The sequence below is a fragment of the Bradyrhizobium sp. SPXBL-04 genome, from assembly GCF_051853035.1.
Taxonomy (GTDB): domain Bacteria; phylum Pseudomonadota; class Alphaproteobacteria; order Rhizobiales; family Xanthobacteraceae; genus Bradyrhizobium; species Bradyrhizobium zhanjiangense.
Window position 1 is genome coordinate 901,958 of the sequence record NZ_CP182472.1, and the last position, 19,466, is coordinate 921,423.

18 protein-coding genes are annotated in these 19,466 nt (G+C 64.7%); 7 read left to right on the forward strand and 11 right to left on the reverse strand.

All coding sequences use genetic code 11. The features are described 5' to 3' along the window. Window positions 1-21 precede the first annotated feature (21 nt). Genes ACNJX8_RS04200 through ACNJX8_RS04215 form a run of 4 tightly spaced genes read left to right on the forward strand, consistent with a single transcriptional unit; the run spans window position 22 to window position 3,824 of the window. Window positions 22-981, forward strand: coding sequence for an ABC transporter permease (locus ACNJX8_RS04200; RefSeq protein ID WP_091891317.1), 960 nt, complete (start codon window positions 22-24; stop codon window positions 979-981). Continuing rightward, the gene (locus ACNJX8_RS04205; protein ID WP_128931188.1) at window positions 947-1,864 is read left to right on the forward strand and encodes an ABC transporter permease; all 918 of its coding nucleotides are present in this window, start codon (window positions 947-949) and stop codon (window positions 1,862-1,864) included. The genes ACNJX8_RS04200 and ACNJX8_RS04205 overlap by 35 nt, the downstream gene beginning before the upstream one ends. Then, a complete protein-coding gene (locus ACNJX8_RS04210) occupies window positions 1,864-2,859 on the forward strand; it encodes an ABC transporter ATP-binding protein (protein ID WP_439359709.1) in 996 nt (331 codons plus the stop codon). The genes ACNJX8_RS04205 and ACNJX8_RS04210 overlap by 1 nt, the downstream gene beginning before the upstream one ends. Then, window positions 2,856-3,824 carry an ABC transporter ATP-binding protein gene (locus tag ACNJX8_RS04215; protein ID WP_128931190.1) on the forward strand — a complete coding sequence of 323 codons (969 nt, stop codon included), beginning with the start codon at window positions 2,856-2,858 and terminating at the stop codon, window positions 3,822-3,824. Before ACNJX8_RS04210 ends, ACNJX8_RS04215 begins: the two co-directional genes overlap by 4 nt. Window positions 3,825-3,846: 22 nt before the next feature. Here the strand turns inward: ACNJX8_RS04215 and ACNJX8_RS04220 are convergent, their stop codons facing one another. From ACNJX8_RS04220 to ACNJX8_RS04260, 9 genes are all read right to left on the reverse strand, one after another. Then, window positions 3,847-4,494, reverse strand: a complete 648-nt coding sequence (locus ACNJX8_RS04220; RefSeq protein WP_439359710.1) for an HAD family hydrolase — start codon at window positions 4,492-4,494, stop codon at window positions 3,847-3,849. A gap of 111 nt (window positions 4,495-4,605) precedes the next feature. Beyond that, window positions 4,606-6,510 carry a sensor domain-containing diguanylate cyclase gene (locus tag ACNJX8_RS04225; protein ID WP_439359711.1) on the reverse strand — a complete coding sequence of 635 codons (1,905 nt, stop codon included), beginning with the start codon at window positions 6,508-6,510 and terminating at the stop codon, window positions 4,606-4,608. Window positions 6,511-6,690: 180 nt separating this feature from the next. Next, on the reverse strand, window positions 6,691-6,912 hold the full coding sequence (locus tag ACNJX8_RS04230; RefSeq protein WP_128931193.1) for a dodecin: 222 nt from the start codon (window positions 6,910-6,912) through the stop codon (window positions 6,691-6,693). A gap of 110 nt (window positions 6,913-7,022) precedes the next feature. After that, the gene (locus ACNJX8_RS04235) at window positions 7,023-8,279 is read right to left on the reverse strand and encodes a glycosyltransferase family 87 protein (RefSeq protein ID WP_439359712.1); all 1,257 of its coding nucleotides are present in this window, start codon (window positions 8,277-8,279) and stop codon (window positions 7,023-7,025) included. 271 nt (window positions 8,280-8,550) lie between these two features. Further along, entirely contained in the window at window positions 8,551-9,108 is a 558-nt protein-coding gene (locus ACNJX8_RS04240) for an HNH endonuclease (RefSeq protein WP_018646514.1), read from the reverse strand. Between the two features lie 211 nt (window positions 9,109-9,319). Beyond that, window positions 9,320-10,297 carry a peptidyl-alpha-hydroxyglycine alpha-amidating lyase family protein gene (locus ACNJX8_RS04245; RefSeq protein ID WP_439359713.1) on the reverse strand — a complete coding sequence of 326 codons (978 nt, stop codon included), beginning with the start codon at window positions 10,295-10,297 and terminating at the stop codon, window positions 9,320-9,322. 336 nt (window positions 10,298-10,633) lie between these two features. Further along, entirely contained in the window at window positions 10,634-12,148 is a 1,515-nt protein-coding gene (locus tag ACNJX8_RS04250) for an acyl-CoA synthetase (RefSeq protein WP_439359714.1), read from the reverse strand. Between the two features lie 15 nt (window positions 12,149-12,163). Further along, window positions 12,164-13,348 carry an ABC transporter substrate-binding protein gene (locus ACNJX8_RS04255; RefSeq protein WP_128931198.1) on the reverse strand — a complete coding sequence of 395 codons (1,185 nt, stop codon included), beginning with the start codon at window positions 13,346-13,348 and terminating at the stop codon, window positions 12,164-12,166. 36 nt (window positions 13,349-13,384) lie between these two features. Then, on the reverse strand, window positions 13,385-14,359 hold the full coding sequence (locus ACNJX8_RS04260; protein ID WP_439361806.1) for an NAD(P)H-dependent flavin oxidoreductase: 975 nt from the start codon (window positions 14,357-14,359) through the stop codon (window positions 13,385-13,387). 177 nt (window positions 14,360-14,536) lie between these two features. Here ACNJX8_RS04260 and ACNJX8_RS04265 point away from each other — a divergent pair, with 177 nt between their 5' ends. Next, on the forward strand, window positions 14,537-15,424 hold the full coding sequence (locus ACNJX8_RS04265; RefSeq protein ID WP_128931199.1) for a LysR family transcriptional regulator: 888 nt from the start codon (window positions 14,537-14,539) through the stop codon (window positions 15,422-15,424). Here the strand turns inward: ACNJX8_RS04265 and ACNJX8_RS04270 are convergent. Next, window positions 15,421-16,074 carry a DNA-3-methyladenine glycosylase family protein gene (locus tag ACNJX8_RS04270; protein ID WP_439359715.1) on the reverse strand — a complete coding sequence of 218 codons (654 nt, stop codon included), beginning with the start codon at window positions 16,072-16,074 and terminating at the stop codon, window positions 15,421-15,423. The two genes, ACNJX8_RS04265 and ACNJX8_RS04270, sit on opposite strands and share 4 nt — an antisense overlap. Before the next feature lie 179 nt (window positions 16,075-16,253). Between ACNJX8_RS04270 and gluQRS the strand changes: the two genes are divergently transcribed. Next, window positions 16,254-17,123 (forward strand): tRNA glutamyl-Q(34) synthetase GluQRS, encoded by an 870-nt coding sequence (gene gluQRS, locus ACNJX8_RS04275; RefSeq protein ID WP_128947163.1) that lies wholly within the window; start codon window positions 16,254-16,256, stop codon window positions 17,121-17,123. 90 nt (window positions 17,124-17,213) lie between these two features. Next, window positions 17,214-18,482 (forward strand): ATP-binding protein, encoded by a 1,269-nt coding sequence (locus ACNJX8_RS04280; protein WP_439359716.1) that lies wholly within the window; start codon window positions 17,214-17,216, stop codon window positions 18,480-18,482. On the opposite strand, the gene ACNJX8_RS04285 is transcribed toward ACNJX8_RS04280, so the two are convergent. Further along, the gene (locus ACNJX8_RS04285) at window positions 18,409-19,302 is read right to left on the reverse strand and encodes a YihY/virulence factor BrkB family protein (protein ID WP_249759421.1); all 894 of its coding nucleotides are present in this window, start codon (window positions 19,300-19,302) and stop codon (window positions 18,409-18,411) included. The two genes, ACNJX8_RS04280 and ACNJX8_RS04285, sit on opposite strands and share 74 nt — an antisense overlap. Between the last annotated feature and the right edge of the window lie 164 nt (window positions 19,303-19,466).

The window sequence follows — 19,466 nt, forward strand, 5'->3', positions numbered from 1 at the left end:
TCTAGACGGGGCCTTTCCCTCATGAGCCAATACGTCCTGCGTCGCCTGCTGATCGCGATTCCGAGCCTGCTCGGAATCTCGGTCGTGCTGTTCGTCGTGCTCGCGCTCGCGCCCGGCGATCCGTTCTCCGAGCTGGCGACCAATCCGAACGTGCCGCCCGAAGTTCAGGCGGCGCTTCGGGCCAAGTTCGGCCTCGATGATCCGATTCACCTCCGCTACCTGCACTGGCTCAACGCCATGCTGCACGGCGACTGGGGCTTCTCCTTCGTCAGCCGGATGAACGTCGACACGCTGATCCTCCAGCGCCTGCCGGCCACCCTCTACGTGATAGGCTCGGCGCAGATCCTGGCGCTCCTGATCGCAATCCCCGTCGGGGTCTATGCCGCGACCAAGCCGTATTCGTTGTTCGACCAGATCGCGAATACGCTCGCCTTCGTCGGCTTCTCGCTGCCGACCTTCTTCACCGGCATCCTGTTCATCCTGATCTTTTCGGTCACGCTGGACTGGTTGCCTTTCGTCTATACGACCGACATCAAGGCGACCGGCATCCGCTGGGTGCTGGAGATGATCAGGCAGGCGATCATGCCGGTGGCGGTGCTCGGCCTGTTCCAGGCGGCGTCGATGACGCGTTTCGTGCGCTCGGCGATGCTCGACGTGATCCGGCTCGACTACGTCACCACGGCGCGTGCCAAGGGCCTTGGCCAAGCCAAGGTCATCATCAAGCACGTGATGCGCAACGCCATGATCCCGGTCGTGACGCTGATTGCATTGCAGATGCCCGCGGTGTTCGGCGGCGCCATCGTCACCGAGCAGATCTTCCGCATCCCCGGCATCGGCTCGCTGCTGATCTCCTCCATCCTTTCCAACGACACGCCGGTGGTGATGGCCGTCACCTTCGTCTTCGCGTGCCTCGTCGTGCTGTTCAATCTCATCGCGGACGTGCTCTATGGCTGGCTTGACCCTCGCATCTCCCTCCGCTGAGCGGGGCGTCTACTCGCCCTGGCGCGAGACGTGGCGGCGTTACAGCCGCCACCGGCTCGCGGTGATCAGCGCCTTCCTGCTCCTGATCCTGGTGCTGGCGGTGGTGATCGGCCCGTTCATCTGGCGCATCAAGATCAACGACATCGACATCATCGCAGGCATGCAGGGCCCATCGCTCGCCCATCCCTTCGGCACCGACGATCTCGGCCAGGACATCCTGGCGCGCATGATCTATGGCGGGCGGATCTCGCTCGCGGTCGGGCTCGCCGCCATGCTGGTTTCGGTGTTCATCGGCACGCTGATCGGCGCGCTCGCCGGCATGTCGCGCGGCGCGCTCGGACACGGCCTGATGTGGCTCACCGACCTCTTCCTGTCGCTGCCGCAACTGCCGCTGCTGCTGCTGCTCATCTATCTCTTCCGCGACGGGCTGAAGCAGTTGTTCGGACCCGAGGGCGGCATCTTCATCCTGATCGTGCTCGTGATCGGAGGCCTTCGCTGGATGCCGGTGGCGCGCCTGGTGCGTGCGCAGTTCCTGTCGATCCGTGAGAAGGAGTTCGTCGAAGCCGCGCGCGCGCTCGGCGCCAGTCCGGTGCGACAGGTGGTGCGCCACATCCTGCCCAATGCGGTCGGCCCGGTGATCATCGCCGGTACCATCGACGTCGCCGCTGCGATCATCGCGGAATCGACGCTGTCCTTCCTCGGCCTCGGCTTCCCGCCGGATACCCCGACCTGGGGCCGGCTGCTGTTCGATGCCAAGGACTTTCTCGACATCGGTCCGCACTGGGCGCTGTTTCCGGGCGGCGCGATCTTCATCGCGGTGGTCGCCATCAACTTCATCGGTGACGGCCTGCGTGACGCGCTCGATGCGCGACGGGTGATCTGATGGCTCCGCTGCTCGAAATCAAGGGCCTGAAAACCCACTTCTCCACCGACGACGGCATCCTCCAGGCCGTCGACGGCGTCGACATCTCCATCAACAGGGGCGAGACGCTCTGCGTCGTCGGCGAGTCCGGCTGCGGCAAGACCGTGACGGCGATGTCGATCCTGAAGCTGATCGCGATGCCGCCGGGCCGGATCGCGGCGGGCCAGATCATCTTCGAGGGCCGCGATCTCGTGCCGCTGACGAGCAATCAGCTCGACGAGATCAGGGCCAAGGAGATCGGCTTCATCTTCCAGGAGCCGATGACCTCGCTCAATCCGGTGCTCACGATCGGCGAGCAAATCGCCGAGAGCCTACGCCGGCATGAAGCGGTGACCAAGAAGCAGGCGCTCGAGCGCACCATCGAGATGCTGAAGCTGGTGCAGATCCCCAATGCCGAAGGCCGCGTGCACAACTATCCGCACCAGTTCTCCGGCGGCATGCGCCAGCGCGTGATGATCGCGATGGCGCTCGCCTGCAAGCCGAAGCTGATCATCGCCGACGAGCCCACCACCGCGCTCGACGTCACCATCCAGGCGCAGATCCTCGACCTGCTCCAGGACATGAAGGTCCGCTTCGGCATGGCGGTGATGCTGATCACCCATGCAATGGGCGTCGTCGCCGAGACCGCGCAGCGTGTTGTCGTGATGTATGCCGGCAAGGTGGTGGAGGAGGCGTTGGTCGACGACCTCTTCGGCGATCCCCGCCATCCCTATACGCAAGGGTTGATCCGCTCGATTCCCCGCATCGACCTCGACAGCGAGCACAAGACGCGGCTGGAGGCGATCGGCGGCTCGGTGCCGATCCTGATCAATCCGCCGGTCGGCTGCCGCTTTGCCCCGCGCTGCAAGTTTGCCATGAAGGTCTGCACCGAGAAGGAGCCGCTGCTGCGCGAGATCGCGCCCGACCATCGCATGGCCTGTCATCTGGGAGATACTAATTTGGGAGACGCGGCATGAGCGAGCCCTTGCTCCGCGTCAGCGGCCTGAAGAAACATTTCCCTGTGCTCGGCGGCCTGTTGTCGCGCCAGGTCGGCACCGTCTATGCGGTCGACGGCGTGTCGTTCTCGGTCAATCGCGGCGAGACGCTTGGTCTCGTCGGCGAGTCCGGCTGCGGCAAGTCGACGACGGGACGCTGCGTGCTGCGCCTGATCGAGCCGACCGACGGCGAGGTCACCTTCGACGGCCAGGATGTGCGCAAGCTCGGCGGCAACGATCTGCGCGCGATGCGACGGAACATGCAGCTGGTGTTCCAGGATCCGTTCGCCTCGCTCAATCCGCGCATGACGGTCGGCGCGATCCTCGGCGAGGCCTTCACCATCCACAATCTCGCCTCATCCGCGAAAGAGCGCGAGGAGCGCGTCGCGGCTCTCCTGGTCAAAGTCGGGCTCAAGGCCGAGCACATGCGGCGCTATCCGCATGAATTCTCCGGCGGCCAGCGCCAGCGTATCGTGATCGCGCGCGCGCTCGCGGTCGAACCGAAACTGATCGTCTGCGACGAGCCGGTCTCCGCGCTCGACGTGTCGATCCAGGCGCAGGTGATCAACCTCCTGGAAGATCTCCAGGCCGAGCTGAACCTCACCTATCTGTTCGTCGCGCACGATCTCTCTGTGGTCGAACACATCTCCGACCGCGTCGCGGTGATGTATCTCGGCCGCATCGTCGAGCTGGCGAAGGCGAGCGACCTCTACCGCAACCCGCAGCATCCCTACACCAGGGCGCTCCTATCCGCGGTGCCGGTGCCCGATCCCAAGCTCAAGCGCGAACGCATCCGCCTCAAGGGCGACGTGCCGAGCCCGATGAAGCCGCCATCCGGCTGCCACTTCCACACCCGCTGTCCGATCGCCCAGCCGCGCTGCGCGGAAAGCGCGCCGGAGCTGAGAGAAGGGGCGGGCGGGCATTTTGTCTCGTGCCATCTGGCTTGATGCCGGCGGAGGGCCGCGCGGATCATTCGTGAAGCAGGCCGAGCTCCGAAAGGGCCTGCCTGAAGCTCTCCACTGACGTGTGGTGATGCGCGAACAGACCCGCCTCGCGTGCGCCGGCGACATTTGCCATGAGATCGTCGACGAACAGGGCGGTCTCTGGCCCGACGTTGAGCTCCGACAGACAGAGGCGGTAGCAGCGCGGGTCCGGCTTCGCGGTCTTGAATTGGGCTGAGGTGTAGATTCGGGAGCCGAACAGCGGGCGCAAGTCCGGTAGCAGCGTGTCGATATGATCAGCGACCAGCGTGGTGTTGTTGGTCAGGACGGCAATGTCGACGGTCTTACGCAAGCTGCCGGCAATCTCCAGCATCGCGCCTTTGGCTTGCATTGAACGGCGCCGCGCCTCGACCCATTCGTCGAGCGAGAGCGGATAGCCGATGCGCTCGCCGAAGCCCCGCAAATAGTCGGCGGCATCGAGAGCGCCGCAATCGCCAAGCAGCTCGAATCCGCTGTCCCAGATCGCCTTGTGGATGAACTCGCTGGTCGATCCCGCAAGCTCCGCCAGACATGCGACACGTTTTCCCCTGTCGTAGTCGCACAGGACATTGTCCATGTCGAAGAGGACGAGCTTGATCCCATTAGTCACAGCAGCACTCTCGGAGTGGCCGGACATCCGGCCGTGATCCGAGTCATATCCTGTCCGAATACGGGCGACAAACGCGGAGCAAAAACCAGCCGATGCGAGGCCCAAAGTCGGCGAGTTTCGAGGGCGGAATCTCCGATGTCACGCGCTCTTGGCGGGCCAGGGGACCACCTGTCCCGACATCACCAGCCGGTCACGGCCGCTGTCCTTGGCGGCGTAGAGCGCGCGATCGGCGGCCGCGACCAACGTGCTGCAGTCCATCGTGGTCTGGGACGGAAGAGCAGCCGCGCCGCCGACGCTCGCAGTCACCAGCCGGGAAGGTGGATTCTGCGCATGCAGCATGGCGAGATCGAGCAGCGCCTGGCGGATTCCTTCGCCGACCTCGGCGCAACCATCCGGGCCGGTGTTCGGCAACAGCACCGCGAATTCCTCGCCGCCGTAACGCGCCGCGAGGTCGGCCGGACGTCTCGCGTAGGTGGACAGAATCCGGCCGAGCGCGCGCAGGCAGGCGTCGCCCGCCAGATGTCCGTAATGGTCGTTGAACTTCTTGAAATGATCGACATCGATCAGCAGCAACGAGAGCTGCGTGCCGTCGCGCCGGGCACGCGCCCATTCGTCGGCAAGGCGTTCGTCGAATGCGCGCCGGTTGGCGAGACCGGTGAGACCGTCGGTCGTTGCCAGCGAGGCGAGCTTGTCCTGAAGGTCCTTCTGCTCGGTCATGTCGCGCACCACCGCGACGACGCCGTCGATCGCGCCGCTGTCCGACGCCAGCGTCACGTGCAGCGCCGCCTCGGCCCAGATCTCGCCCTTGTCGCGATGATGCTGGCGATAGACGAACCGCGCCTCCTCGGCCTCGCCGTTCCTCAGCGCGGTGATGGCCTGCCGGACCCGTTCCATGTCGTCCGCGTGAATGCCAGCGAGCGCCGACGTGCCCAGCAATTCCTCGGCGGACCAGCCGGTGATGCGCGCGCATGAGGGAGAGACGTAGAGCACGCGGTTGTCCAGTCCGATCCGGGTCACCATGTCGCTGGATTGCTCGGCCAGCAGGCGGAAATTTGCTTCCTTGGCGACCAAGGCCTGGGCCATGCGCTGCCGCTGCACCAGCTGACGGACCAGGTAGGAGCCGATCAATGCGATCAGCACAACGAGGCCGAGGACGAAGGTCATGCGTGTGGTCGCTGCGCGCCGCCAGGAGGCCAGCACGTCGTCTTGCGACTTGCTCGCCAGCACCATCAGGGGATAGCGGCTGCTGCGCTGATAGTAGCTCAGCCGGTCCACGCCATCGATCGGCGACCTGAAATAGTAGACCGCCCCGGCGGGGCGGCTTTTCCAACTTCTGAACAAGGGCGCATTGGACAGGTCGCGTCCGACGAAGGCGCCGCTCTCGTCGCGACTGCGCGCCAGCATGGTGCCGCTATTGTTGAGCAGCGAGGCCGAGCCGTTCGGCCCGAAGTCGAAGCGCTCGTAGAATTTGACGAAATAGCTGACGTCGATCGTGAGCAGGGCAACGCCGGCGAAGCCGCCGTCGGAATCGTTGATCCGGCGGGACACGGTGATAATCCATTGGCCGCCGGCTTTGCTCTTGACGGGCGGTCCGATCAGCGTGCCCGTCGCCGGCGAGTCGCGATGGTGACGGAAATAGTCGCGGTCGCTGTTGTTGAGCTTGGAGAAGTCGAGGTGTTCAGTCGTGGCAAGCCACCCGCCGGTCGCGTCATAGATGAAGATGCCGCGGATGCGGTCCGATGATTTGCGTGTCGGCAGATAGGCCTGGAGTTTCGCAATCGCATCCGGACCCGTCCCGTCGATTTCGAGCCGGTGAACCAGCCCGACCAGGATCGTATCGGCGAGTTCGAACGTATCGTCCGCGTGCTGGATCAGCGAATGCGCCAGATTGGTGACGTCGATCTCGGCGGTCCTGAGATCGGCATTGCGCGCCTCCCATTCGCGCCAGGCGCTCAAGCCGAGGATCTCAACGCAAATCAGCACGATGAATCCCGCGGCCCAGAGCGGAAGGCGCGTCTTGCCGAGTTCGCGGCTCGTCACCATCAGGCTTGCTCCATTTCGGAGCAAACCTCTCACTTTGGCCTTAACGGCCTATTGCAACTTCTGCGATGATTTTGTGCGTCCGTATTCAACCGGAGGGAGTTGACGATATCTTGATTGACTCTCCTCGGCGGTTGTTAACCACCTTGCCGCAGCGCGACAGCTTCATCCGCGTCCGCTGCGTCATCCCTCCAGCGTGAAGCCGACGCGCAGCGTCACTTGATAGTGACGGACAGTGCCGTTCTCGATGTGACCCCGTGTCTGCACCACCTCGAACCATTTCATCTCGCGAATGGTCTTGGCGGCGCGGCCGATCGCGTTCTTGATCGCATCGTCGATCGACGTCTCGGATGATCCGACCAGTTCCAGGATCTTGTAGACGTGATCATGTTCGGCTGTGGGCATGATGAACCTCCTCGGTTGCGCCGCGGCACGCGGCGCAGCGTACGCTCTCATCTGAACGAGCGCCGGCCGGTCCGGTTCCGTCCTGCGCGATGGTGTCACGCTCGGGTAGGCTATTCCGCGGCCTGCGTCACGATGGGGGCAGGCTGCAGTCCACGCCACAGCAGCCGCAGCAACATGGCCAACAGCGCCATCATCGCGAAGCCTCCGAGCGAAGGCGTAAACTTGTCATCCAGATCCGCTTCATTGCCGAACTGCGCCGCGAGCCTTGCCGATTGCAGCATTCCATAGGCGCCGGCAAGCAGGATCAGCCCGTAGACGAAGCTGCGCTCGCGCACGTTTGCCACTTGTGCCAGGTCGGGGAGCATCAACGCGAGGCCAATCCCGATGATCGGCAGGTCATAGTCATAGGCGTACGGGCTGATCATCACCGAGACCATGGCGACGACACCGAGCGCAAACGAGGGCGACATTCTGCGCGCCGCTCCAAGCCAGAGGGCAAGCACGATCGCAGACAAGGCGAGGCTCGCCGCAGCTGCCTGTGCCCAGAAGGCAATGCTCGGGGGTACGCCGGCCCGACTGAGCGCAGCGTAGGTTGAGACCATTCGGAACAGCGGATAAAAGCCGCGGTCGAGGAAGATCGCAGATTCCCTGATTGCGCCTAGCCATGCGGCCCAAATCTGCCATCCGAACACTAGCGTGCAGACGAGCGAGCTTGCGAGCACGACTGCTGCGGCGGTTGCAAGCGCCGTCCAGCGGCGCGTCGCAAGCATGTAGAGGCCCGCGGCGATAGCCAGATGTGGCTTGATCACCATTGCTCCGAGCGCAAGACCAGCGATGATCTGGCGCCGCTCCACGTTGAGGCAAACGGTGCCGATCAGGGCGCCGGTGAGAAAGCCATTCTGGCCGCAGCCGACCGTGATCGCCAGCGCGGGAAACAGCACGACCAAGATGTGCGCGAAATTGTTGCGGGCGATGGCCCGAATCGTCAGGAGATAGGCAGTGAGCGTCGCGGTGATAAACAGCAGATAGGCGATGCCGGCCGGCAGGAGCGCAAGGGGAGCCACCAGCAGGTCGAATTGCGGCGGATAAGTCCAGGGCATGAAGCTGGTCGAACCGTTGAACGCCTGCTGAAGCTGGACCAGCGTCTCGAACCGGTAGACGAGATCAAGCTGACCATGCCAGATCTGCCGCGCAACGAGGTAGAAGGCGTCGAAATCGGACAGTTCGCGGACTTGCCAGGCGCTCCAGCGGCCGAACCTGAACGTCTTGAACAGCACCATCACCGCGAGCGTCGCGAGCACGAAGCGGACATAAATCGTTCGCTTCGACGGTGAGGATTGAACCGCTTCCAGCGTTTCGGCAAACATTGGTGACGACCTCGAACCTGACAGATCGCGGCCTGGCACGCGGTTCCGCGGATCCCGGCCAAACTGCCACCAGAGGTTTAAGGGACGGTAACGACTGCTACAGAATTTACGTCAGCATGGCCCCGGAAGAGCAGCTGATAGCTCATGTATGGAGCAGTTGCGGGGATAGGGATGTGCGGTGGTCATCGTCGCGGCGCGTGGACAGGAATACGCCGCGGGTAAATTAGTTCGCACTCGATACGACAATCGCCTTCAAGCACCCGAAATGCCCTTACGGATCCAGCTCGGTATCCCAGTAAAGATAGTCCAGCCAGCTGTCGTGCAGATAGTTCGGCGGAAACAGGCGGCCGTTGCGGTGGAGCTGGTGCACGGTCGGCGCGAACGCGCTCTGGCGCGGAAACATTTTTGCTTGCGCTGGCGTGAGATTGCCTTTGCGCAGATTGCAGGGCGAGCACGCCGCGACCACGTTCTCCCAGGTGGTCTGGCCGCCTTTGCTGCGCGGGATGATGTGATCGAAGGTGAGGTCTTCGGGCGAGCCGCAATATTGGCAATTGAAGCGGTCGCGGAGGAAGACGTTGAAACGGGTGAAGGCGGGATGGGTGGTCGGCTTGACGAAGGATTTGAGCGAAACCACGCTCGGCAGTTGCATCTCTAACGTCGGACTTCGAACCGCCTGGTCGTAATGCGCGACGATGTTGACGCGGTCGAGGAACACCGCCTTGATCGCGTCCTGCCACGACCACAGAGACAGTGGGTAGTAACTCAGCGGCCGGAAGTCCGCATTCAGCACCAACACCGGCCAACTGCCTTGCGAGACATGTGCGTTCAAGTAACGCTCCCGGCCTCCAATATACGCTGCGAAGCAGCATGTACTGACATACTACATGCAGCGTGACGGGATTGTGAAGCCCGTTGAGCGACTTATTCAGTCGCGAGCAATGCGGCGGCGGGGTGGCAAAAGCGCCCAAAAAGCCGCGATTCCGGGCAGGGCCATGCAGCCGGCCCGGAACCGCCTTCCCGGTGCGTTGCGCCTGCCTTAGCTACTCGCGCACCCGCTCAAGCTTTTGCAGGCACCGAGTCGTGCGCACCGCGGCCGGCATCTCCTCGTCCGGAAAGCTGGTCTTCCAGTCGGTGACGCCGACCTCGCCGACATAGATGTCGCCCTTCGAATCCAGCGCGATGCCGTGGGGCGCCAGGAATTTGCCGCTGGCGACGCCCGGCCCCTCCTCGCCGCCGAGCCGGGCAATGCGCTTGCCCTTGGCATCCACGATCGACAGCCGCGGACCGAGATTGGGCACCTTGCGGTTGACGGCCATGCCGGGGCCGAGCTCGCCGATCACGAAGGTCGGGCCCTTAGCCCCGCCGCAGCAGCACAGCGCGCAGGGGCGGTGCAGGTTGTTCCACTGCGTCTCGTACTTGCCCTCGCCGTTGAACACCTGCACCCGGTGGTTCTCGCGGTCGGCGACGTAAACCCAGCCGTCGGCGTCGGTGGCAATATTGTGCACGATGTTGAACTGCCCGGGATCGGTGCCGGGCTCGCCCCAGCTCTTAAGCAGCTTGCCGTCAGGCGTGAACTTGTGCACCCGCGCATTGCCATAGCCGTCGGAGACGTAGATCTCGCCCTTCGGCGACAGCGCGGTGTGGGTGCAGCGATGGAAAGGATCGCCGCTCATGAACGGCGCCGGCTTTTCGGGGATACCGATCGTCAGCAGCACCTTGCCGTCAGTGGTGCATTTGCGCACCGTGTGGTCGCCGTCATCGGTGCAATAGAGATTGTCGTCGGCGTCGATGTGCAGGCCGTGCGCGCGCGAGAACAGGCCTTCGCCGAAACTGCGCAAAAAGCTGCCCTCGCGGTCCAGCACCACCATCGGATGGGCACCGCGGTTGAAGACGTAGATCTGGTCCTTGCTGTCGACCGCGACGGAGGCGACGTCGGTGAGCTGCCAGCCGTCCGGCAGTTTTGCGAAATTTTCGACGACGCGGTAGCGGTGCTCGCCGGTGCCGAGAATGGCTGGCATGTGTATCTTCCCTCAATTCCCGAGTGGGGGTGCGATGCAGTCCCCACGTTGTCATTGCGAGCGCGGCGAAGCAATCCAGAATCCCTCCGCGGAGACAGCCTGGATTGCTTCGCTGCGCGCGCAATGACGATGTTGCCCAAGCTGTGCTCAATGGCATAGTCACAGCGCTTGGCAAAATCCCTTCCTCGATCGCCTTGATCTGGAGCGCGAGATATTTCGAGGTGATCCGGCACAGATCCCGAAAGTGTGCAGCGGTTTTCCGAAGCGATCATGCTTCGAAATGAGCTGACGCTATACTGGTTCGGCTGACGTCAAAAGCGTTTACCCGGAGTGCCGTCAACTGTGGTTTGCCCAATAAGGATCGCGCAGCTTGCGCTTGAAGATCTTTCCGGTCGCCTCACGGGGCAACGCGTCCAGGAATTGGACCTCCTTCGGCACCTTGAAGTTGGCCAATCGCTCGCGCAGAAAAGCCCGCACGCCCGCGGCCGTGAGCTGCGCACCGGACTCCGGCTCGACGCAGGCGCACAGCCGCTCGCCAAATTCGGCGTCGGGAATGCCGAACACGGCGCAGTCGCGCACCCCTCGCATTGCGATCAGCACGCTCTCGATCTCGGCGGGATAGATGTTGACGCCGCCCGAGATCACCATGTCGCGCTTGCGGTCGCACAGGAACAGATAGCCGTCTTCGTCGAGATAGCCGACGTCGCCGACGCTGACGAGGCCGTCGCGTCCGGCTTCGGCGCGGGCCTGCGCCTTGCCGTGATAGTCGAAGTCCGGCACCGCCGTTTGGCGCATGTAGATCTCGCCGACCTCATTGACGTCGCAAAGGCTGCCGTCATCGCGAAAAATCTTGACGATGCCGCCTTCGATGGCGCGGCCCACCGTGCCGGGCTTTTTCAGCGCCTCCTCGGCCGAGTGCCAGACCGGGATGCCCGTCTCGGTCGAGCCGAAATATTCGTTGATGACCGGTCCCCACCAATCGATCATGGCGCGCTTGACCTCGGGCGGGCAGGGCGCGGCGCCATGCACGACGAAGCGCAGCGACGACAGGTCGTAGTGCTGCCTGACGGCTTCGGACAGGCGCAACAGGCGGACGAACATGGTCGGCACCATGTGGATATGCGTCACACGGTGGCGCTCGATCAGCGCCAGCAACTCCTCGGCGTCGAACCGCGCCTGGAGCACGATGGTGCAGCCGTTGCGGAAGGCCATCATGCCGTAGGAATGCGGCGCCGAGTGATACATCGGGCCGTTGATCAGCACGACCTGGTCCTCGCGCGGCTTGATGCCGTAGGCGATCGCGCCGACGCGCTCGGAGGCGGCCGCCTGTTCCGGCTGCATCGGCATGCGCCGCACGCCCTTCGGCATGCCCGTGGTCCCCGACGTGTAGATCATCGCCGCGGCACGGCGCGGCGGCTCCTGCATTTCCGGATGGCTGTCCCGCCAGCCGTCCCAATCGGTCAGTCCGGCCGGGACCTCGGTCAGCTCATGGGGAATGGCGAAGGTCGTCGCCAGCTCGGGCGGCGTCGCGACGACGAGCAGGCGGACGTCCTCGGGCAAGCCGGCGCGGATCTGCGGCAGCAGGTCGGCGTGGCAGACCAGGATCTTCGCACCGCTATCCGTCAGGATATAGCGGACCTCCTCGGCTTTCAGGTGCCAGTTGATCGGTACCACGGGGCTGCCGAGCGCGGCCGAAGCCGCGACTACCTCGAACAGAGCGAAATCGTTACGCAGCATCATGGCGACCGGCGCGCCTTCGGCAAGGCCGAGGGCGCGAAGCCCGCTCGCCGCGCGTCTGATGCGCGCCTGGATCTCGTCGTTGCCGATCTGGCGCTCACCGCTGATGATCATTGTGTGTCCTCGAGTCTAGCGATCGTCCAGCACGTCACCGAACCCTACCCAGCTCTTGCCATTGAAGCGCCGGAGCTGAAGCTGCTGGAACGGCAGGTAGTCGTCGGGGCCGGTGGTGACGGACATGCCCGGCAGCAGCAGCGGCAGCTTCACCTCCTTCAGCGAGGCCGCCTGGCGCATGATGTTGTCGCGGCTTAAATCATCCTTGCACGCCTTCAGCACGGTCATCAGCAGCGTCGCATAGTGGTAGCCGGCTGCGTAGTTGGAATTGGAGAGATCCGCGTTCGGCATGTATTGCTTCATGAAGGAGAAATATTCCTTCACGCCGGGATCGCTGGCCCATTGCGGGTCCATCGTGTCCTTCTGGTTGCTCGACGAGATCAGGCCGACGGCGTTGTCGAGCCCGGCGGGCTCCAGGAACGAGATCGACGAGGCTGAGGTCGGCACGAAGAACAGCTCGGGCTTCCAGCCGATCTCAGCCACGCCCTTGATCATCTGCGAGGTGAACTTGCCGAGCACGACGCCGAACAGCACGTCGGCGCCCGACGCCTTCAGGGTCGAGAGCTGCGAGCTGATCGTCGGCGCGCTGGTCTCATAGGTCTGCTCCGCAACGATCATGCTGGCGGCCTTGGCGCCGAGCGCGCGTTTGAAGCCCGCGACATAGTCGCGGCCGAAATCGTCGTTCTGGGACAGGATGGCGATCTTGGCGTCGGGCTTGGTCCGCAGCACGTGCTTGGCATAGACCACGCCCTCGGACTCGTAGGCGGCCATGCCGGGCATGGTCCACGGATATTTCTGCGGATCGGCCCATTTCGTCGCGCCCGAGAGCACGAACAGCTGCGGGACTTTCTTGCCGTTGAGATAGCGCTGCACGGCGCTGTTGGTGGCGGTGCCGAGCGAGCCGAACATCATCAGCACTTCGTCCTGTTCCACCAGCTTGCGGGTCTGCTCGACTGTTTTCGGCGGCGAGTAGGCGTCGTCCAGCGTGATGAACGTGACCTTGCGGCCGTTGATGCCGCCCTCGGCATTGACCTTCTCGAAGAAGGCCTCCTGCGTCCGCCCGATCGCGCCGAAGCCGGAGGCCGGACCGCTATAGGGCAGGGTTTGTCCGATGCGGATCTCGCCGTTGCCTTCGGCATGGGCGCCGCCGCTGGCGAGCGCCAGCAGGGACAGGCCGATCAGTGCGGCTGCCAGCTTCATGATGTCCTCCCGCTCTTTCTTGCCCGGTCCGAGACGTCAGGCGCTCACACGCATCAGGAAATCCTGGCGGGCCTGATCGAATTCACTCTTCATGCGGTCGACGAGCTCCGCGACGGGAGGGACATCGGTGATCTGTCCGATGCCCTGGCCCGATCCCCAGATGTCGCGCCACGCTTTCGATTTCATGTTGCCGCCGGAGCCAAAGTTCATCTTCGATTTGTCGGCGACCGGGAGATTGTCCGGGTCGAGCCCGGCGGCAGTGATCGAAGGGCCGAGATAGTTGCCGTGCACGCCGGTGAACAGGTTGGTGTAGACGATGTCGTGCGCGGCGTGCTGCGTCAGCGCCGACTTGTAGGCTTCGTCGGCATTGGCTTCCCTCGTGGCGATGAAGCGCGTGCCCATATAGGCGAGGTCGGCGCCCAGCGTCAGCGCGGAGGCGATGCCAAAGCCGTCGCTGATCGCGCCCGACAACAGAATCGCGCCGTCGAACCATTGCTTGACCTCGCGCACCAGCGCGAAGGGCGACAGCGTGCCGGCATGTCCGCCGGCACCGGCGCAGACCAGGATCAGGCCGTCGACGCCTTGCTCGGCGGCTTTGCGTGCATGCTTGACGTTGATGACGTCGTGGAACACCAGCCCGCCATAGGAGTGCGCGGCCTTGACGATCTCCGCCGGCGGCCGCAGCGAGGTGATGATGATGGGCGCCTTGTGCTTGACGCAGGTCTCCATGTCCTTCATCAGCCGGTCGTTGGAGGCATGGCAGATCTGGTTGACGGCGTAGGGCGCGACCTTCTTGCCGGGATTGCGCGATCTGTATTCGCCGAGCTCGTCCTCGATCCGGCTCAGCCACTCGTCGAGCTGCTCGGCCGGACGGGCATTGAGCGCGGGAAACGAGCCGACGACGCCTGCCTTGCATTGGGCGATCACCAGCTCCGGGCCGGAGACGATGAAGAGGGGCGAGCCGACGACGGGCAGCTCGAGCGAATCCTTCAAGAGAGTGGGCAGCGCCATCATGTCCTCCTGAAACGCGGCACCGCCGGCGGGCGGATGACGAGGCGTTTCCATGTTGATTGTGCCCGGGCGGATTGGCGCCCGTGTTGCAGATTTGATCCCATTATAAGGTTGGACGGCGCGGCCCGGCCGTTCAATAATGAACGGATGACCCTTTAGATTTGAACAAGGCTGCCGATGGACTGGGACCTTTGCAAGACCTTCGTTGCGGTCGCCGATACCGGCAGCTTCACCGCCGCCGCCCGCAGGCTGCACACCAGCCATCCAACCGTCAGCCGCAACATCGCGGCGCTGGAAGCCCAGCTCGGCACGCGGCTGGTGGCGCGCGCCGCTGACGGCCTGGCGCTGACCGCGGATGGAAGGACGTTGCGCGAGCACGCCGAGGCGATGGCAGCTGCGGCGCTACGGGCCGAGACCGCGGTTGCGGCGAAGGGACACAAGGCGCGCGGTATCGTCAAGCTATCGATCGGCGCGACGCTGGCCTCGCATTGGCTGATGCCGCGCTTGCCTGCCTTCCTGCGTGCGCACGATCATATCCAGCTCGAGATCATCACCCATCCGTTTCCGGCAAGCGTGCGCCGGCGTGAGGCGGACGTGGTATTGCGGCCTGTCGACAGCGGCGAGGAAAACCTGGTTGGCCGCAAGATCGGCCGTCTCGGCACGGGATTCTATGCCTCCCGCGATTATGCCGCCGGGCGGTCACTGCCTGAACGGCGCGGCGAGTGGAAGGAGCACAGCGTCATCGGCTTCGCCGACCAGACGTCCAATGCGCAGCTTGCGCGCTGGAGCGACGTCGTCACGCGGCAGGCGAGGGTGGTGATGCGCTGCTCCTCCCAGGGGGACATGCTGGCGGCGGTCCGCGCCGGGATCGGAATCTCGGCACTGTCGTGCTTCGTCGCCGAAGCCTATTCCGATCTCGTGCGCGTCGCCCCGCAGAAGCTCGCCAGCGTCGCGGATCTGTGGCTGCTGGCCCATCCCGACCTTGTCGAGCTGCCGGCGGTGCGCGCCGTGGTCGATTTCGTCGCCGAATGCGCCCGGGCCGACCGCGCGCGGCTGCGGGGCTAGCCCGCCCCCGCGAGCACGCCCTCACGTTTCTTCACCGCGCGGTAATAGCTCCACCACAGATGCGCCGCGGCGCCGCGCAGCGGACGCCAGGGCTCGGCGAGCGGCGCCATCTGCTTCTCCGTCGGTCGCGTCTTCAGGCCGAGACCAAGCTTGATCCCCTCCTGCACGGCGAGGTCGCCGGCCGGCCAGGCGTCGCCATGACCCAGGCAAAACAGCAGATAGACGTCGGCCGTCCAGGGGCCGATGCCGGGCAGCGAGATCAGCGTGTGATGCGCGGCGTCGGCATCCTCTTCGGCGAGAACCTCGAGGTTCAGCCGTTGCGCCGTGATCTCGCGCGCAAGGTGTTTCAGGGTCTTGATCTTGGCGGCGGAGAGGCCGAGCCGTCCCAGCCGGTCGGTGCGCGCGCGGCGCACGGCGTCATGGTCGAATGGATCGAACGCCGCCGACAGCCGTCCCCAGATCGCCGCGGCACTCGCGGTCGAGAGCTGCTGCCCGCAGACGATGTGGGCGAGCCCCGCAAAACCCGGCTCGCGCCGCCGCAAGGCCGGCATGCCGGCGATTTCCAGCACGGGCTTGAGGCGCGGGTCGCGCTTGATCAGCGCATGGACGGCCTCTTCGAGATCGGACTGGGATTCGAGGTGGATGGTCATTGCTTGCTCAACTCGTCATGCGCGGGCTTGCCGTCTCTGCTAAAGCTACGCTGGCCCAATACCGTAAAGCCCGCCGAAGCCTTCGGCGTAGGCGGGACCCGCGCATCCATCTCCTAACGAGAGTCCTGGAAGATGGATTGCCGGGTCAAGCCCGGCAATGACGAATACACCGAGAACTCATGCCACCCGTTTTCCGATTTGCCCCAAGCCCGAACGGCTTCCTGCATCTCGGCCACGCCTATTCCGCGCTGCTGAACTTCGAACGTGCACGCGAGACCGGCGGGCGGCTGTTGCTGCGGATCGAGGACATCGACGCGACGCGCTGCCGGCCGGACTATGAGACGGCGATCTACGAGGATCTCGCCTGGCTCGGGATCTCCTGGGAAACACCGGCGCGGCGACAGTCCGAGCATCTTGCCGACTATCGTGCCGCGCTGGACAAGCTTTCTGCGCTCGGTCTCGTCTATCCGGCCTTTGAAAGCCGCGCCGAGATCGCAAGGCTTATAGCCGCGCGCGAGGTGGATGGGCCGTGGCCGCGCGATCCCGACGGCGCGCCACTTTATCCCGGCGACGCCAAGTCGCTGTCGGCCGGCGAGCGCGAGCGGCTGATCACATCCGGCGCGCCTTACGCGCTGCGGCTCGACATGGCGGCTGCCTGTCGGCGCGTCGCCGGCCTAACTTGGAACGAACTCGGCGCGGGGCCGGATGGCGAGCGCGGCATCGTGTCGGCGCGACCGGAAGCCTGGGGCGACGTGATACTCGCCCGCAAGGAGACGCCGACCAGCTATCATCTGTCCGTGGTGGTCGACGACGCCCACCAGGGCATCAGCGAGATCGTGCGGGGCCAGGACCTGTTTCACGCCACATCGGTACACCGCCTGCTGCAGATCCTGCTTGGCCTGCCGGAACCGGCTTATCGCCACCACGCTCTGATCCGCGACGGCGAGGGGCGGAAGCTGTCGAAATCGAGCCGCTCGACCGGCCTGCGGGAATTGCGCGCCGCCGGTGCCACGCCGGCCGGCATCCGTCGATCGGTGGGATTAGGTTAAGTTTCTCTGGGGGTTAGCCAAACGCCGCCGTGACTCCGGGTGTTCCGCCGTGCCATGCTTGCCCGAGAGCCCGGGGTTCGAAGGGGATCTATGGCGGCGAAAACGCGCCCAATGCGCACCACGCGAACGTCCAGGCGACCGCCTCGGAAGCGGTCCGGGGCGGCCGGCCGGTTGCGTAAGCGCAGCACCAAGGCGGTCGCGCCTGACGTGGTCCAGGCCGCGCTCGCCGCCTTTGCCCACGAGGTCCGCACCCCCCTGACCGGTATTCTGGCGATCAGTGACCTGCTCGCGACCTCCGATCTCGGCGAGCGGGAGCGGCGCTGGGCCGACACCATCAAGGCCGGCGCCGAACATCTGGCGAGCCTTGCGACGGTGTTTGTGGACGCTGCCCGGACAGGAAAGGGGGGAAGCACGCTGCGGCAGGACCTGTTCGACCTGCGGACGCTTGCCCGCAGCGCCGGCGATTCGCTGGCCGGCCGCGCCGCGGCCAAGGGTCTTCAGGCCCAGGTCGACATTTCCGAGAAGTTGCCGGGGCTGGTGGTCGGCGATCCCGTCCGCCTGCGCGCTGCGCTCGAGAACCTGATCGACAATGCCGTGAAATTCACCGATCAGGGCGGCGTGGCGCTTGCGGTGGCGCCCTGGCGTCTCGCCAAGGACGAGCGCAAAGGCAAAGCCAAGGATAAGGGCAGGGTCGGCATCGCCTTCGCGGTGTCCGACAGCGGCATCGGTCTTACCATGGCCGAGATCAAGCGGCTGTTCCGCCCATTCACCCAGGCCAATGTCACCATTGCATCGCGCTTCGGCGGCGCCGGTCTGGGTCTATCCTCGGTGAAGCAGCTCGCGCGCGCGATGGGCGGCGACATCACGGTCGCTCCGCGCCGCGGCGGCGGCGCCACGTTCACGCTGACGGTGTCGCTGGATGCGGCGGGATCGGGCAAATCGCGCAAAGGAAAGAACGGTAGCGAGCCCGAGGCGGTGGCTGCCCTTCGCGTGCTTAGCGTCGAGGACAATCCGTTCGGCCGCGTGGTGCTCAACACCATTTTGACCGAGCTCGGCCATCATGCCGAGTTCATCGGTCGCGGCGAGGATGCGGTCGGTCGGCTGGCGCAAGGAGCGTTCGACGCGGTGCTGATGGACATGGTGCTGCCCGGCATCGACGGCGTCGAGGCCATCAGGCGAATCCGCACGCTGCCGACGCCGCTGGCTCAGATCCCCATCATCGGCGTTTCCGGTCGCGGCGAGGACGAGGCGGCCTCGCGCGAGGCCGGTGCGGACGCCTTCCTGGTCAAGCCTGTGTCTCCGCGGGCTTTAGCGACTGCGCTGCTTGAAGCGACACGCCGTGAGGCAGCCGCGACTTGATGATCGCGGCATTGAGCTCGCCGCCGTACACGAAAATCGCGGCGATGAAATACAGAAACACCAGCGCGATGATGACCGAGGCCAGCCCCGCATACATCGTCACGTAATTGTTGGCGAAGCGCGCCAGATATTGCCCGAACACGACACCGGAGACCAGCGACGCCACCACCGTGAAAACGATGCCCGGCATGATCTGGAGGAAGCTGCGGCGTCCCGCCGGCAGCCATGCGTGCAGGATGAACAGCGCCACCACCAGCGCGCTGATGGTGATGCCGTACCGCACCCAGGTCAGGATGCTCTCGTTGGACTCGACGAACAGCGGGATATGGCGTCGCGCCGCTTCGATCAGGAGCGGACCGAGCACGATCAGGAACGCCATGGCAAGCGCAGTGAAAGCTGCGATCAACGTGTAGGCAATCGATTCCAGCCGCAGCCAGTACCAGCGGCGCATCTCCACCACGGCATAGGCGCGGTTGAGCGCGACGCGGAGTGCCTCGACGCCGTTGGAGGCGAAATAGACCGACAGCGCCGCGCCGATGGTCAGAATGCCGGTGCGGGTGGTGGTCAGCACGTCGTGGACCTCGCCGGAGATCGAATCGGCGACCTGCTTGGGCCAGATCTGGAGCATCAGGCCGGCGGCCTGATCAGCGAGTTCCTTGGAGCCGAAGAAGCCGGCAAGCGAGGTCAGCACGATCAGGAACGGGAACAGCGCCATCAGCGTCGACAGGGCGATGTGGCTCGCGATCGCCCAGCCGTCGTCAGCGAGGAACGTGTAGAACGCGTCCATCACGACGACGTAGATGTAGCGGATCGCTTTCATGCGCGACCTACACTGCTCTCTCTCCGCGCGCGGGGAGAGAGGTGGGGTAAACAGGCAATTGGCGCAAATCGGAAATCATTCCGCTACCATCTGATATTATTGGCCTAAAAGCCAGATCGCGCAGGCGATAGCCTGTCCCTCTCCGGCGTCATTCCGGGGCGCGC